Annotated in this window: 12 protein-coding genes and 3 pseudogenes; 2 read left to right on the forward strand and 13 right to left on the reverse strand. The window is 36.1% G+C overall.

Annotation, left to right across the window (positions count from 1 at the left end):
• Window positions 1–122 precede the first annotated feature (122 nt).
• The gene (locus N4G44_RS01670) at window positions 123–1,031 is read right to left on the reverse strand and encodes a GLPGLI family protein (RefSeq protein WP_474924353.1); all 909 of its coding nucleotides are present in this window, start codon (window positions 1,029–1,031) and stop codon (window positions 123–125) included.
• A 202-nt stretch (window positions 1,032–1,233) separates the two neighbouring features.
• Here N4G44_RS01670 and N4G44_RS01675 point away from each other — a divergent pair, with 202 nt between their 5' ends.
• On the forward strand, window positions 1,234–1,731 hold the full coding sequence (locus N4G44_RS01675; RefSeq protein WP_474924354.1) for a DinB family protein: 498 nt from the start codon (window positions 1,234–1,236) through the stop codon (window positions 1,729–1,731).
• Between the two features lie 68 nt (window positions 1,732–1,799).
• Here the strand turns inward: N4G44_RS01675 and N4G44_RS01680 are convergent.
• Window positions 1,800–4,549: pseudogene (locus N4G44_RS01680) on the reverse strand (hypothetical protein).
• A gap of 437 nt (window positions 4,550–4,986) precedes the next feature.
• On the opposite strand from N4G44_RS01680, the pseudogene N4G44_RS01685 reads away from it, so the two are divergent.
• Window positions 4,987–5,867: pseudogene (locus N4G44_RS01685) on the forward strand (cupin-like domain-containing protein).
• 33 nt (window positions 5,868–5,900) lie between these two features.
• Here N4G44_RS01685 and N4G44_RS01690 read toward each other — a convergent pair.
• The 11 genes and pseudogenes from N4G44_RS01690 to N4G44_RS01740 all read right to left on the reverse strand — a co-directional run bounded on the left by N4G44_RS01690 (window position 5,901) and on the right by N4G44_RS01740 (window position 15,002).
• Entirely contained in the window at window positions 5,901–6,308 is a 408-nt protein-coding gene (locus tag N4G44_RS01690) for a hypothetical protein (protein ID WP_474924355.1), read from the reverse strand.
• Complete coding sequence (locus tag N4G44_RS01695) at window positions 6,298–6,579, reverse strand: hypothetical protein (RefSeq protein WP_474924356.1); 282 nt, start codon at window positions 6,577–6,579, stop codon at window positions 6,298–6,300. Before N4G44_RS01695 ends, N4G44_RS01690 begins: the two co-directional genes overlap by 11 nt.
• A 141-nt stretch (window positions 6,580–6,720) precedes the next feature.
• A pseudogene (locus N4G44_RS01700) lies at window positions 6,721–8,444 on the reverse strand (M14 family metallopeptidase).
• Window positions 8,445–8,638: 194 nt separating this feature from the next.
• On the reverse strand, window positions 8,639–9,385 hold the full coding sequence (locus tag N4G44_RS01705; RefSeq protein WP_474924357.1) for a metallophosphoesterase family protein: 747 nt from the start codon (window positions 9,383–9,385) through the stop codon (window positions 8,639–8,641).
• Window position 9,386: 1 nt separating this feature from the next.
• Window positions 9,387–9,929 (reverse strand): RNA 2'-phosphotransferase, encoded by a 543-nt coding sequence (locus N4G44_RS01710; RefSeq protein WP_474924358.1) that lies wholly within the window; start codon window positions 9,927–9,929, stop codon window positions 9,387–9,389.
• 11 nt (window positions 9,930–9,940) lie between these two features.
• On the reverse strand, window positions 9,941–10,882 hold the full coding sequence (locus tag N4G44_RS01715) for an ADP-ribosylglycohydrolase family protein (RefSeq protein ID WP_474924359.1): 942 nt from the start codon (window positions 10,880–10,882) through the stop codon (window positions 9,941–9,943).
• Window positions 10,882–11,568 carry an SIR2 family NAD-dependent protein deacylase gene (locus N4G44_RS01720; protein WP_474924360.1) on the reverse strand — a complete coding sequence of 229 codons (687 nt, stop codon included), beginning with the start codon at window positions 11,566–11,568 and terminating at the stop codon, window positions 10,882–10,884. Before N4G44_RS01720 ends, N4G44_RS01715 begins: the two co-directional genes overlap by 1 nt.
• Window positions 11,565–12,095 (reverse strand): TPR end-of-group domain-containing protein, encoded by a 531-nt coding sequence (locus N4G44_RS01725; protein WP_474924361.1) that lies wholly within the window; start codon window positions 12,093–12,095, stop codon window positions 11,565–11,567. Before N4G44_RS01725 ends, N4G44_RS01720 begins: the two co-directional genes overlap by 4 nt.
• A 176-nt stretch (window positions 12,096–12,271) precedes the next feature.
• A complete protein-coding gene (locus N4G44_RS01730) occupies window positions 12,272–14,098 on the reverse strand; it encodes an SIR2 family protein (protein WP_474925022.1) in 1,827 nt (608 codons plus the stop codon).
• 17 nt (window positions 14,099–14,115) lie between these two features.
• Window positions 14,116–14,589, reverse strand: coding sequence for a macro domain-containing protein (locus N4G44_RS01735; protein WP_474925024.1), 474 nt, complete (start codon window positions 14,587–14,589; stop codon window positions 14,116–14,118).
• On the reverse strand, window positions 14,586–15,002 hold the full coding sequence (locus tag N4G44_RS01740) for an ADP-ribosylation/crystallin J1 (protein WP_474924362.1): 417 nt from the start codon (window positions 15,000–15,002) through the stop codon (window positions 14,586–14,588). Before N4G44_RS01740 ends, N4G44_RS01735 begins: the two co-directional genes overlap by 4 nt.
• Window positions 15,003–15,010: the final 8 nt, after the last annotated feature.

Here is a 15,010-nt window from a genome sequence, read left to right on the forward strand (position 1 = left end):
TGTAAGGGCAAATATACGCTATTTAAATTTAATCTAAATAACAAAAGAGATGAAAGAAATCAACCCAAACACATTGCTGTATCCGGGTTGATTTAATAATATAATTTAGTTGATATGAATGCTTATTTTTTCTTCTTCTCCTGAGCTTGTGATGAAATTTCGATCGGATTATCATTGGCATTAAAGAAATCTTTTGCCTGCTTTTCCTGTTTCTTCGCAAATTCGCCAATAGTAAGGTCTGAACCCGGCATTTTCATACTCATCATTTCAGGTGTTACTTTCTGACGAAACTCAGCCATCGGATCTTGTTTAAAGCTTGCGTAAGCTTTTTCAAATTTTTCCTTAGTGGTAGGCGTTATCGTTTGAGGAATTCCATATTTTGCATTTATTTTGTCGGAATAAGACATCTCATCGTAATTAGAGATTTTCTTATTTCCGCTTAGCTTCCAGGAGTAGTTTTTCTCGGAATCTTCGATCTTAACAATTAAGCCCGGAAGACCGTAAAATTTGTAAGGTCCATCCTGAAAAGGAATATCAGTACTGAACCAGGCTGTCCATTTTCTTCCTCCAAATTCTGTAGTGGCTTTCTGTGTATTATATTCACCTACTTTTTCTTTTTCCGGTAAAATGTTCCAGTTGAATTTAATGTCATCATCGTATCCAAACAGGTTCATACTTACTCTGTCGATATACTGCTCCTTCATTTCAGGATAAGTTTTTACGATTTTGTATGAGAACTTAGGCATTTTAATAAGCTTGGTTACATCTTTCCAGCTTTTTGTCTTTTCCATTTCTTCCACAGCTACTTTAATAATGGAATCCTGAGCGGGAATTGTATAATCCTGATAGATGGATTTTTTACTTGTAATGTCCAGAATAGCCACTACTTTATCCATCTTGGTGGAATCTTTCTTCGGTTTAAAAGTAAGTTCGTAAAAGAACCTGTTTGCTGTTTCTTTGGACTCTTTGGAATCCTGTGCCGATGCAAAAGCAAAAAGGGCAATAAAGAATACAGAAAATAGTTTTTTCATTGTAATAATGTTTACTTAATTAGTTATCAAATACTGAAATATGTTACAGTTTTTTTTCAAAAATTCACCTTAATAGATATAAAAACCTATAAATCAAAACATTACATTCTTTTCGAAACTAATCAGAAATAAAATTATGATTTCTTTAAAACTTCTGATCTTTAAAAGCCTTATCTTTAAGTACTTAAAAAAACAAAATATTATGGACACTTTATCTCAATTAAAATCCGAACTGGAGGGAGAATTCCAAACCACAAAAAAATTTATTGAACTATTCCCCGAAGGAAAAAACGATTATGCTCCTCATGAAAAAAGCATGAAAATGATGCCTCTTGCCACCCATCTCGTAGAAGTTTTTGAATGGCCGAACACTATTTTGAAAACTTCTGAGCTGGATTTTGGTAAAGGCGATTACAAACCGACTGTTCTTTCTACAAAAGATGATCTTATGAAAAAGCTGGAAGACGATTATCAGTCGGCAAAAACAGCATTGGAAAATAGCACAGAAGACGATCTTAATCCCAGCTGGACAATTAAAAATGACGGCCACGAACTGGCAAGCTGGAGCAAATATGGCGCGATTCGTCATGCTTTGAATCAGATCACTCACCACAGAGCTCAACTTGGTGTTTATTACAGACTCAACAACATTCCTCTGCCGGGAAGCTATGGCCCTTCTGCGGATTATCAAGGTTTTTAGAAGACAAAATATATTTTAAACAAAAAACCAATCTCGTTGAGATTGGTTTTTTTATTTAATTATGCTTTCTATTTAAAGTTGAATTTTACGGTAAACATGACCTGGCTTGGGCGAAGCTGTACTCTCGTATATGCAACACTGTTTGTCATCTGGTTGATATTATAAGTTTCAAAAACTTTTCTATTGGCAATATTCATCCACTTCAATTCAAAATCAATTTTCTTTTTAGCCCATGTGAACTGATAAGACACATCATAAAAAGCGTTGTTATATTTATTCTGGCCGTCACTTGTATTTACCTGATCCCAATTGAATCCTATTGTATGATTTTCTACAGGATAGAAAAATGCACCTAAATTATGATTAAAGCCTGTATTGATCCCTAATCTTCCTCCTTTATCGTTCAGTCCTATATTGTCTTGTTTGTTTCTGGAAAAATTAAGATTATAATCTATGCTCATCCAGCTGAAATAAGTATTATTTAGTTTAAACCCATAAGACTGGGTATTATTTTTACTTAAATACTGAATATTATCAAGGAATGCATCCGATTTAGACAAGGTATTGCTATAGCTTACAGAAGCATTTGTTTTAAATTTCGGAAAATATTTACCTACTTCTATGCCCAACCTGTTGTTCTTTGCATGGTTTTCCTGTTCTCTGTACTGAATCAATGTAAATCCTGTATTGATGTCAAGGATCGGGGAAGCCAAGAGATTTTTCTTACTGTCACTTAAGGAGTAATTTACATTGAAAAACAAATTATTCAGAGGGTTTCTGTACTCAATTCTTGCCCCAGCGCTCTTTGAATTGGTTTGCGGAATAGGGTTATTAGGATCCATTACACTAAATCCTCCCGGGCTTTGCAACATATATCCGGCATATGCAGACTGTACATCGCCGAAATTATTGCTGATATTCCCATTCAGACTTGCTTTCCAGAAAGAGGCGAAGGAGTACTGAACAAATAGATTTGGGGTAAATGTTGTTTTATTAAGCGATTTATGAACGTTTCTTAATTCATCCTCAGCTTTGATACTATTGAAGTTTACCGGAGCATTAGCAAAAAGACTCCATGCTTCGGATTTATAATTTATTCCTAAAGATGCGTTAGGGTTAAATTCCGTAAACCTCAGATCATTTTGATAGGCTGGTCCGTCAAAACTTGGAGCCACATCATTCGGAATATCCGGATTAGGAATGGCAGTTCCGTTAAAACGGGTATTAAGGTTTTTTGATGAGAAATCAAATCCTACCTGAGGGGTAAAGGTCCAGCCTTTCTTGGAAAAACTGATGTTGGCAGAATGGGACGTCTCCAAAGTCTTCAGCCTGAAATTCTGGATTACAGATGTTCCCGGAGCAAAATTGATTGCCGTAGCAGAATCTGCTACAGGATTTTTATATAAAATCTGAAGATAGTTGGCAGGTGAAACCTCAAGGGTCTGCTTGTCGTCCTGATAACTGATATATGATTTAAAATTAACCATCTTTTCTTTCCACGGAATGATGGTACTTAATGAGTTCTGGAAAGAAGATGTTGGAGATTCTACAGCCTCATTTCCAATTCTTCCCACTCTTGTGGCCACCGCCCTGTCTGCATTCCAGAACTGGCTGAAACTTGTTGTGTTTTTAAAGAAGCCCTTCTTTGCGTTTTTAGTAAAGATAAGTTCTCCTTTCACCTTATCTGTATAAAAGTTGTTTCTGGTGCTTGTCATTATTGTAGATCCCGGCTTATTATTTCTTGGGCTGTACACGGTTTCTACAATATCTTCTCTTTCCACCGCATTATTAGTATAATTGGCATTAGCCTTAAGCTCCCATTCTTTCTTTTTATCAATATTGGTAAGATAATTGGCTGACAGATAATGTACATTGTTCATTAAATATCTTTTTACAGGAAGATTGGGAGTGCTGGCATTTTCTACATTCAGCCAGTCGTTTTGAGCGGCATTGATTCTTTTTCCTTCCCATCCGCTTCCGAATGCCAGGATATTTCCTTCATTTTCCACCTGCTCACCCATGTTGTTGGTTTTATAGTTGACCACCCACTGGCTTTTCTGCCCGAAAAACATAGGCGTCAGTTTGACGTTCCAGAGCCATGGATCTCCAAAACCGGTTCCCACTTCCCTCTTCCGGTCATGGTAACGGAATTTTTTAACTTGATATTGATAGCCGCCTGATCGGAAGGCACTTTATCCTGAAGGATCTTTACCGGCTGGTGGTTTTCAAGGACTTCCACTTTCTGTACGGCGTCTTTCGGAAGCGAGTTGTTGATGGTTCCGTAACCTCCTTCCATGAGGTCTTTTCCGTTGACGTAAAATTTATTGATGGCATTTCCCTGGTAAAGAATACTTCCGTCTTTATTGACTTCTATTCCAGGAATTTTTCTCATCACATCAGCAAGCGTCCTGTCATTTTTACTGTCAAATGCTTTAAGGTCATACGCAATGGTATCTCCTCTTGCGGTAATCATCTTGGTTTTTAGCTGGACTTCTTTTATTTCTGTTGCTTCAGACTGCATTTTGAATGTCAGGGTCTGGTCGCTGTTGCTGATCTGTTTGGTCAGAGGTTTTTGGTTGAATGCTTTCACTTTCAGGTCTACATTGGGCTCTGAAGAAGTGAAAGTCACTTTATATTCCCCTTTGGAATTGGTGATCCCGTAGGCCAGAATGGCATCCTTTCCCGGTTCTTCTATGGTAACGCTGGCACTGGGAATAGCGGATCCGTCTTCATCGGTAATTTTCCCTGACACTGTTTTCTGTGCAAAAGTGAGCACGGTGAAAAAAAGCATCAGAAATAAAGAAATCTTTCCTTTCATAATTTATTATTTGCCTAATTAGTTTGCTGGTCGTGTTTTTTGTTACACTTCTATAAAGATGTGTTTTATAGATAAAGGTTAAATTTATATCACTACAAATATAGTTATATTTTTCATTTACTAATGTTCTGACGGTCATTTTTATCAAAATGATATGTAAATTTTATTTTAATCCCTCGTTTGGTATGCAAAATCCTTAAATTTATCCTGCAAAAAATAAATTCTGAATATTTATTTTCTTATCACTGATATTTCTTTCATAAAAGAAAAATGATTCATTATAAAGGGAAAATTGAAATAATTTCAGGTCTTATTTATTTTTTTAATTTTTAATTTAGTCTAAATAGTTAAAAATGATTTGAATCATAGATTAAAAAAAACTTAAACACTGATTCATATATATTTATTTAATAATTTTGTAACATAAAATTTATAGAATGGGAATTATTTTAAAGCCTATAGATGTTGTAGATGATATTTCCAAAGAAGATTTCTACGAAAAGTATCTTAAGGCGAGAAGGCCCGTTGTCATTAAAAATATGGCAAAAAAATGGCCTGCTTATCAGAAATGGACAATGGAATATATGAAGGAGACGGTAGGAGATGTTACGGTTCCTTTATATGACAGTTCAAAAGCTGATCCCGCAGCTCCAATCAATACTCCAACGGCTGAAATGAAGTTCGGGGATTATATTGATCTGATTCAGAGAGAGCCTACCGATCTTAGGATTTTCTTCTTCGATCCGATAAAGCATGCTAAAAATTTATTACAGGATTATATTTCTCCCAAGGATCTTATGGGAGGTTTTCTGGATAAATATCCGTCCATGTTTTTTGGTGGCAAAGGTTCTGTAACCTTCCTTCACTATGATATTGACATGGCTCATATTTTCCATACGCATTTTAACGGAAGAAAGCATGTGCTTCTTTTCGATTATAAATGGAAAGAAAGACTCTATCAGCTTCCTTATGCTACCTATGCCCTGGAAGATTATGACATAGAAAACCCGGATTTTACTAAATTCCCGGCCCTTGACGGTGTAGAAGGAATTGAGTGTTTCCTTGAACACGGGGATACCCTTTTATGCCTACCGGATGGTGGCACTGGATGAAATACCTGGACGGAAGTTTCTCTATCTCTCTGAGAGCATGGGACAAATCCTGGGCAGTAAAGGCTCATTCTTTATGGAACCTTACCGTACAGCGTAAGTTTGATGATATCATGAAGGCCAATTTCAAGAAAAAATATATGGACTGGAAAGAAAAAGTAGCCGTTAAAAGAGCAGAACTAGCTTTGAAAAGAGGTTTACCGAAATAAATATAAAAAGACGTTTCATTTGAAGCGTCTTTTTTATTGTTGTATGTTCAGCAGAAGCTCTTCCATATTCCTTGTCACTTCATTGCATGAGAAGCAGGCTTCTTTTCCATCCTGGGAGAACCATCTGCATTGCGACCGGATGGGGCAAAAGAAAAGCTCGGTTTCTTTATGGTTATCCAGATTCTGCACTTTCCGGGAAAGAGAACATCTGGATTCTTCTTTATTCCATTGTGCACATCCTTTTTCAACACATTTACCGGTAAAGCGGAAACGTTGCTCAAGGTTGTTCTTATCTTTATTCTGATCGATAAAGTCTTCTGTGACGGTGAGAGGGGTAATGAACCGTACCTTCCCGTCTTTGCTGACCACTCCAAAAAGCTGTGCCCCAACTTTTCCTATATAGCTGGGACACTTCTTTGAAGTATTGGAATTAGCCTCCATAATTTTTTATTTGAGACTGAATGTCTTTCACCTGGCTCTGAATGTCGATTCCTGGTTTGAAAATAATGATGCCCCAAGGGAACCAGTCTTTTATTTTCAGTGGTCTTATAAGTCCTTTGAAATCCCTGTGAGCTCCAAAAGCCTGAGTATTATCAATTTTTGAAAGTTCGGAGAGAACTACATTCTGAATTCCTCTGTCAATGTTTTTCAACTGCTCGTCTGAAAGGTCTACGCCTTCCAATGAAACGAAAAAATGCTTTTTAGTTGCCATAACTATAGTTTTTATTGGTTTTATAAAGCAAAGTTCGTTTGAACAGAACAAAAAAAGGCAGGAAAAACACCCTAATTACATAGGGCGAAAACCTGTAAATTAATTTCTGATTATCAATTATTTAAATCAAATAATTATTCTCTATAAGATTCTATAAACCGGATATTGTCTGAATGTTTTTTCCTCGAAGTACGGAGAATTCCTGTAGATCCAATCGAGCTGTGCAGTTCCATCTTCTGCAAACTTTTTATCTGCTGATTTTTTGGCTTCAAATGCATCTTTTAATTTTCTATCGGTCTTTAATAGTTCCGAAGCGGTGTCTTCAAAAATGTAAGCGGAATAATATTCTTTCTGTGCTAAAATCCCGTCAAAAAAATTCCAGTTAAAAAAAGAGTCTAAAGCCTCAGGTTCAAGTGTTTCTACGATGTATTTCACACCAGGATGACCGGTCGGAATTAAATAATCTCCAGCTGAAAAAGTGAGTTTTTTTCTTCTATTTCCACGCTTGTATCGTAGTGAAGATAGTGTCCTTCGTAAGGGTTTTTAACAGTTTTAAAATCTTTAATCTTATAAGACTGAACAGCTGCCATACTGTCTTTCTGAAGCCTAGTCATCTGGATTCTGTTTCTTTTCAGTTCTTCAATCACCCGATACTGGGATTGCGGAACCACATAATATTTCGGAATGGTAATATATCCGGTAGGAACTGCTGTGGTAAAAAGCTTTATCTTTTTTGTAAAAGGCTTGTTTCTGTCGTAATACAATCTTGGCTTGCCGGAAATATCACTGGGCTTGTATTTTCCTTCATATCCTTTGAAATCCATGGTAGAGAATTGTGCAGAGTCAATTTTCCAGCGGATTCCATACTGCATTCCGGCTTTATACTGTTTCAAATTCTCGACACGAAGCTGTTTTATTTTCTGATAATCCTTCTCTATATTCTGAAGGTTCACCAGCATATACTTATAGGTTGCATCCACTCTTTTATCATAAGGTTTCAGCATATGCGTTTCAGGAACGGTTCCCAGGGAGTTAAATAACGATGTATATCCTGTGGAATACCTCGGAGAGTCTTCAAAAGCAGCAAACCCTTCATCCGGTACATCCCCGTGAATATTGACATAAGGGGTACTTTCGTAGCCCTGTTTTTTCATATCCTCCAGGTTTTTAGCCTGATAATCATTGTAAAAATAATTTCCTAGGGTATTTCCAAGCCGTTCTTTAAAGGTGGAAATATAGGTGAAAATATACTGATAATCAGCTCCGTTACTCACATGATTGTCTATAAAAACATCCGGCTGCAGCCACTGATATATTTCCTGGAAACTTCTGGCGTTTCTGGAATCTGCTTTAATAAAATCCCTGTTCAGGTCATAATTTCTTACATTCCCCCTGAAGCCGTATTCTTCCGGCCCGTTCTGATTGGCTCTTGAATGGGAACCTCTGTTCAGCATTCCACTGACATTGTAAGCTGAGATTGCCGCAACGATAAAGTTTTTGGGTGTTTTTACTTTCCCGGTTGCCAGATCACGGATCAGCATCATTGTAGCGTCTATTCCGTCCGGCTCACCCGGGTGGATCCCGTTGTTGACGAAGAGAATCGCTTTATCTTTTCTCAGTTTTTCGATATCTTTTTCCGGAAAGGGGTTATAAATGACCACATAGATCGGTTTTCCGTTGTCGTCTTCCCCTTTTTTAAGGTACTGGACCGTATTAAAGTTTTTAGAAAGTTCCTGGTAGTAGGCATTCATTTCTTCATAGGTAACGGTTTGGTTTCTGTTTCCCTTTTCAAAAGGGGTTTGAAATGAATTTTGGGCGAATAGCCAGGAGGAGCTCAGGAAGATCAGGAGGTATTTCAGTTTCATTGAAGCAGTTTTTGATCTTTCAAAATTACTTAATGATTTTGTTTAAGCTTTTATTTTTAACTATAAAAAGACACAATTTTTTGAAATAAACCGGGAGATTGACTGTTTTCTAAAAGTTATTGTGGCTCATTTCTTTTTTTCTCGCTGATTTTGCAGATTGCGCAGATTTTTTTAATCCTTGTTTTTTAAAGGACTTATGTACCTATGATGTCAGTATTCCGGCCCTTTTCGTTGGGATATAAGGATGGAAGCGGATCGCTCTGCCAGAATTCCCTGGTATTGATATCCATTATCGAGAGGGAACCTGTGAAGGCGGCTCCGGTATCCATATTCCAGATATTCGCCTTATTCACCGGATGATTAATTCCTATATCCAATGTCGGTGTGTGTCCTATAAATATTTCATCATACAGAAGTAATCTTTTCGGATAAAGCTTAGAATCTTTCCTTAACTTTTTGTCCATGGCAACGGCTGTTTCCCAAAGGGTCCTGTCCCACCGGTAATTGCTTGAATAGACTTCTTTTTCAGGGCCATGCATTGATGAATAACCGGCATGAATAAACAAGCGGTTTTTCTGATCTGTATGGTAGTTTTTCATTCTCTGAAAGAATTCAAGGTGAAGCTGCAGGTCTTCCAGCGAATAGTCATTATAACTTTCTACAGTACTTTTGCCTCCATTGAAAAGCCATTTATCCGGCTGGCTTCCGGATGACAGCCAGTCTTCACACCAGGCATCGTGGTTTCCTTTAATAAAAATACACGGCTGTTTTTCTGACAGATCTACGAGAAAACTGATGACCTCAGCAGATTGGCTCCAACCATCCACATAGTCTCCCAGGAAAATAAGATGGTCATTATCTGTAACTTCCGCTCTTTCGAAAACCTGTTTCAGAGCTTTGAAACCTCCATGAATATCTCCTACGACTAATGTTCTGCCCATCTTACTTTGAAATATATCTGGAATCTACAAAATCTGTCAGCCAGACTCCGTTTGCTGAAAGATAGAAAGGTATTCCATTATCGTACATTTCCTTTGTCCTGATCGTCAGAATAACAGGTTTTCCGTGACGCATTCCTACTTTGGTGGCCGTTTCCTTATCTGCGCTCAGGTGAACATGCTGACGGTTTCTTTTTTCAATTCCTTTTTCAAGAATGGAAGAAATATTGGAATCCGCAGTTCCATGATACAGGAAGTCAGGCGGCTGGGCGGCTTTTAAAGCCAGATCTATATCGATGGAATGCCCCTGGCTGGCTCTGATCCTGGTTTTATCTTCATTAAATGCAAAACGTTTTTTATTATTGGTTTCCACTACTTCTTCAAGGTCTTCAAAACTGAAGTGCATTCTGCCCTTTGCGGCTTTTGCAATCAGTTCACTGACGTCTGCCCATCCGTTTTCATCAAGTTTCAGCTGAATGGTTTCAGGCTGATGTCTCAGAATAAGGCTTAGAAATTTGCTTATTCTTTTGTTTTCTATTTCATTCATTGTCTGTGTGTTTATTTCATTAATTTCTTGTGAAGCTTTTCACATAAAGCTTCAATATCATTTTTTCTTACCAGCTCATTGACCCATTCTTCCAGAATATTTTCAAACCCATAATAGATTCCTGCAAGTCCTCCGGTGATGGCTCCGGTTGTATCTGTATCTTCTCCTAAATTTACAGCTTTTAAAACAGCCTCGGCATAGGTTTCTGAATTCAGGAAGCACCATAAAGAGGCTTCTAAACTGTGGAGAACATAGCCGCCTGAGCTTATTGTATACTCTTCAAATTTTGAAATATCATTTTTTAAAACCCTTTCAAAAAGCTGTATCTCTTTTGGGTTAAAACCTTGATTATCTGCAAATTTCAGGACTAATTCCTGAGTATGCTTATAGGCATCCTGTTTATCTTTCCCTTTAATTAATTCAATTGCAAAAATCACATAGATAAAACAGGCAAAAACAGAACGGAAATGTCCGTGAGTAATTGAAGAAACTTCTTTTACCGTTTGATATAATGACTCAATATTTTCTTCATTTTTAAGGTAAAAAGCCAAGGGAAGGATTCTCATCAAAGAACCATTCCCGTTGTCTTCTTCGAATATGTTTCCGGAGAATTTCGCACTTTCTCCTTTGATTAGTCTTGCAATGGAATGTCTCGTGGTTCCTCCAATATCAAAAAGCCTTCCGTGAGCGGTCCAATGGCCGTATTTATTCCACTTTACAAAGCTTTGCCCTATCTTCTCTAAATTATATCCTTTTGTGAGTTCTTCCGCAAGGCAAAGCGTTAGAGAACTGTCATCACTCCATGTTCCTTTCGGCTGATTCCAGGATCCAAACTCCTGCATTTTTACAACCGGAAAATTTTTCAAGGTTTCTCTGCTCTTGAATTCTACAGGAACACCCAGCGCATCTCCGACACACACTCCAAAAATTCCTGCTTTTACCCCATTTTCCATTATGCAAGATCTATTAATTTATCAAACAGCAGCTGCATTCCCCGGGTTGCTGATTCTTTCATGACAACAGCCCTTTTCCCGTAGCCAAATCCTGTTTCGTTGGGATTGATCACCACCAACAGACAGTCATCTTTGATTTCATGGATCAATCCGGCTGCCGGATAGACCTGAAGAGAGGTTCCGATAACCACCAGGATATCCGCATCCTTTACCTTTTCCTGTGCTTCCTTATATAATGGAACATCTTCTCCGAACCATACGATGAAAGGTCTCAGTTGAGCGCCGTCTTCTGCCTTATCTCCGATCCGGATGTCTCCTTTTTGTTCATAGATCAGGTTTTTATTATTGCATGAGCAGGATTTAAACAATTCGCCGTGAATGTGAAGAATATTGGTAGATCCGGCTCTTTCATGAAGATCATCTATATTTTGAGTAATAATCTGAACATCAAAATGCTTTTCCAGTTCGGCTAACAATTTGTGAGCCTCATTGGGCTGTACCTCATGAAGCTGCCTTCTTCTCTGGTTATAGAACTCGAGTACCAGTTCCCTGTCTTTTCTCCAGCCTTCCGGACTGGCTACGTCTGTTATATTATGGTTTTCCCAGAGACCATCCCCGTCTCTGAAAGTTTTTATTCCGCTTTCGGCACTGATGCCGGCGCCGCTTAATATGGTTAGTTTTTTCATTGGTTTGTTTCTTCTTTATAAGAATTTATTAAACTAATAAAGTCTGGGTCAGTTTTGTAATTATCCCAATCACTATCGTTAGCAACATAATCAACATTTATTAACTTTCTCTCTAATGTTTCTTTTAAATATATTAAAGCATTTTTTTTATCTCCTAACATTGAATATATACATGATAGATTATAAGGATTACTTCCTAAAAGATATCCCTTTTCAGCTTTTTCTAGAGCCTCTAATAAAACTTTGATACTATCTTCATAACTCAATGTATTAGAGTATTTCATAAGTCCTACTATCCAATGTTCATAGGCAAGCATATTATTCGGATTTAATTCCAAGGCTTTTTCAAAATTTTGAAAGCTATCCCAAAACAAAAGCTCATTCCCATCAACAATTGCAGCACGTAAAAATGACATTGCTAAGCGATTGCAGATTTCATCGTTCATGGGATCTAACTTGTGAGCTTCTTTAAATACCTTTGTACTGCTCAGAAACAGATTGCTATTATCTTCTATTTCTGCTAACATATACAAAGAACTTCCCCAATTAAAGAATACGTTACTATTTTTATCATTAATTTTTATTGATTCTTCAAAATATTTAAAACTTTCTATGAATAAACTATTATCGTTTTTTTCTTTTGCAATTGTTGATTGTACGATACCACAGTTATTATAAATATTATCATCAGTAGGATTTTGCTCTATATTTTTTTGAAGATTTTTAGACTTTCCATTAAAAGATTTATATCTTTTTTCTTCTTTCCATATTCATAAAGTGACAGACCTAAACCATTTAAAACTATTTTATTTTCAGGAAATATTTGTACTGCTTTTCTAAAAATATTATTACATTCTTCAAATAATTTATCATCATTTTCTAGAATTGCTAAATTTTTTAAAGCAGTTCCAAGATGATTTAATACTTCTATATCTCTCTCATCAAATGATAAGGCTTTTTTATACATTGAAATACTTTCAGCTAATACTGTATTATCATTATTCATTTTTGAAAACTCATCTAAAGAACGTCCCCAATTAAAATAAACTTCCTTATAATTTGGATCAAAATTTATAGCCATATTAAACTTTGAAAAGGAGTCTTTGAAATATTTCTCTTCTTTAGTTATTTCTCCTACATGAGCTAATGCTGTTCCCCAGTTGTAGTATAATCTAGGGTTTGATTCTAGTTTTGCTGCTTTATCAAATAAATCGAAAACTTCATCAAACACAAAAAAATCTCCTTTAAACATAATTTCCTCACAAATAATAATTGCAAGATTAGAATACATAAGAGGATTTGTAGGATTAAACTTTAATCCTTTTCTTAAATTTGCAATTCCGTATTCTAAATCTGCTTTATTTTTATTTTGTCTAAAATCCCTTCCTTTTTCTATTCCCCATTCTCCATAGTAATTTCCTAAAGTTAGTTTAGCCTTATGATAATTATTCTTTTCTATTTGATCCTCAAAGATGATTGCATCCTTAACTGAAAAGTCATGTTTAATAGCCTTCTCGATTATTCGTTGAATTAATTGCTCCTCACTTTCTTTATTTTCAATAATACTTATTGCTTCTGATACTTGGCTTTTACTAATCTCCATTCTTTCTTGAATTCCTTCAAACAAACTTTTATGCTCGCTATTTTTATCAAATTGAACATCGCGAACCGTTTTCAGCATTGCTTTTAAAAAAGAAAATGGTTTATTAAAGATTTCAGGAGTTTGTAAGCCTAATTCCGAGTGTATTTTTAAAAAGAACGAATCAGAATCATATCCTTTTATATGATAAGCATTTGTTCGAGAATTAGTAAATAGCTTTTCTTGAACTTTATTTGAAATAGCATTGTCGTTATATCCAATCCAATATAGCTCATTTTCAAAACTTCCTACATTTGCAATTTCATCTAAAATCTCATCCTCTCCACTGTAGCCGACAACAATCCACGTTCTATTATGGCAAATTCTTTCAAAAATTTTTGGTATAGACTCTTTTACTTTTATCAATTCTCCTTCTGCATTTAACAACCATTGTCCATGATGCTGTCCGTGAAGATAAGTAATTGATTTTTCCAAAAATGTTGTCGTTGTAAAATCATTTAGTATCGACACATCATAGACAGGAGGAATAAAATTAAACATTGCACAAGCCTTGAGCATTAAGTCATCAAAGTTTACAGTAAGCACATAATCAATAAGTCCTTCTTTCAACATCTGAGCCAAATATATATGTGTTACATTTAGTCTTACTTTTTCATTATTTATGTAATTATAGAAAAGACTTCGTCTTTCTTGAGCTGATAATGCAGACATTAATTTATAGTAATCAGTTTTATCTTCGCTTTTTAGTCTTTTAATTGAGGGTTTATCAATATGTATTTCAAGAATATCTTTTATTATTTCTCCAACTAAAGGTATTCCTGCAGATGCCGAAGCTCCTGCACCTAAAAATACAATCGGCTTATTTTCTTTTTTATTTTTTGCTTGTCTTATTAAATAAGCTATATCTTCTATTGTTCTATTGCTTTCCATCAAAATGTGTTATTTAGTTATTCAAAATCATAAACATACACTGAAACATTATTTGTAAGTAATGTTTTCTGAATAATTGGTTCAATTTTTTCCCATTTCCCTCCTGCCAATCCGCAACCAATCCTCGGCATATGTACTTCTGCATTAAGCTGTAAAGCTGCATGAGACAATTTTTCCAGACATTTTTCTACTGCATCATATTTTATCGGCGGAACTTCAACTGAATGTGTAACAGTTTTATGCTGTCCAATCATATTGCAAATCCAGATATCCGATTCAACCTCAACAATCTGAATTTCTCCAAGATTAAAGCTCTCTTTGCTTTTAAACCATTTTCGATATTCTTTTTCAGGTTGCTTCCATTTTTTAGAAATTGCTACAACAAAGCCCTTTCCCCAGCCTCCAATATCGTTGCAGATGTGAGCAATAATTTTATTTCCTTTTGTCGAAGGATTTGTTGCATCTCCTTTCAGGTAGTTTATCCTTTTTATCTTTCCTGCATCTTTACAATAAGCTTATTAATTTCAGTATTTCCAGATCTTTTAAAATCTTTTCCCACAAATACCCTGATCACCTCAATCTCTCCCACAATTGCATCATTAAAATCATCCAGTTCTTCAGACGGAATCCACAATTCATTGTGATTTCTGGCCCCAACGTTCTGTGCCGGATACTGATTGATTGTTTCTTGCTTTACATTAAACTTTGTGACAAAACCCAGATAATTCCCGGCTTCATCCCTTGCGTTCCATTTTTCAGCAATTTCTGAAGCGTAGCTTTCGTCCAGGACGGGATAAAAAATAGGTTGCCATTCCAGTCTTGGCGGAAATTTTTTATAACCATTTTCTGCAATCAGGATCATTTCTTTTTCACCTACCGGTCTGTATAATGTTTTTGTCTTCATGGTTTAAT

This window comes from Chryseobacterium sp. GTID13, assembly GCF_056172655.1.

Excerpts from the sequence above, each read along its gene's own strand:
- N4G44_RS01705 (WP_474924357.1), bottom strand. The coding sequence starts at position 9,385 with ATGGGCAGAACATTAGTCGTAGGAGATATTCATGGAGGTTTCAAAGCT.
- N4G44_RS01675 (WP_474924354.1), top strand. The coding sequence starts at position 1,234 with ATGGACACTTTATCTCAATTAAAATCCGAACTGGAGGGAGAATTCCAA.
- N4G44_RS01710 (WP_474924358.1), bottom strand. The coding sequence starts at position 9,929 with ATGAATGAAATAGAAAACAAAAGAATAAGCAAATTTCTAAGCCTTATT.
- N4G44_RS01730 (WP_474925022.1), bottom strand. The coding sequence starts at position 14,098 with ATGGAAAGCAATAGAACAATAGAAGATATAGCTTATTTAATAAGACAA.
- N4G44_RS01695 (WP_474924356.1), bottom strand. The coding sequence starts at position 6,579 with ATGGCAACTAAAAAGCATTTTTTCGTTTCATTGGAAGGCGTAGACCTT.
- N4G44_RS01690 (WP_474924355.1), bottom strand. The coding sequence starts at position 6,308 with ATGGAGGCTAATTCCAATACTTCAAAGAAGTGTCCCAGCTATATAGGA.
- N4G44_RS01670 (WP_474924353.1), bottom strand. The coding sequence starts at position 1,031 with ATGAAAAAACTATTTTCTGTATTCTTTATTGCCCTTTTTGCTTTTGCA.
- N4G44_RS01715 (WP_474924359.1), bottom strand. The coding sequence starts at position 10,882 with ATGGAAAATGGGGTAAAAGCAGGAATTTTTGGAGTGTGTGTCGGAGAT.
- N4G44_RS01720 (WP_474924360.1), bottom strand. The coding sequence starts at position 11,568 with ATGAAAAAACTAACCATATTAAGCGGCGCCGGCATCAGTGCCGAAAGC.
- N4G44_RS01740 (WP_474924362.1), bottom strand. The coding sequence starts at position 15,002 with ATGAAGACAAAAACATTATACAGACCGGTAGGTGAAAAAGAAATGATC.
- N4G44_RS01725 (WP_474924361.1), bottom strand. The coding sequence starts at position 12,095 with ATGTTAGCAGAAATAGAAGATAATAGCAATCTGTTTCTGAGCAGTACA.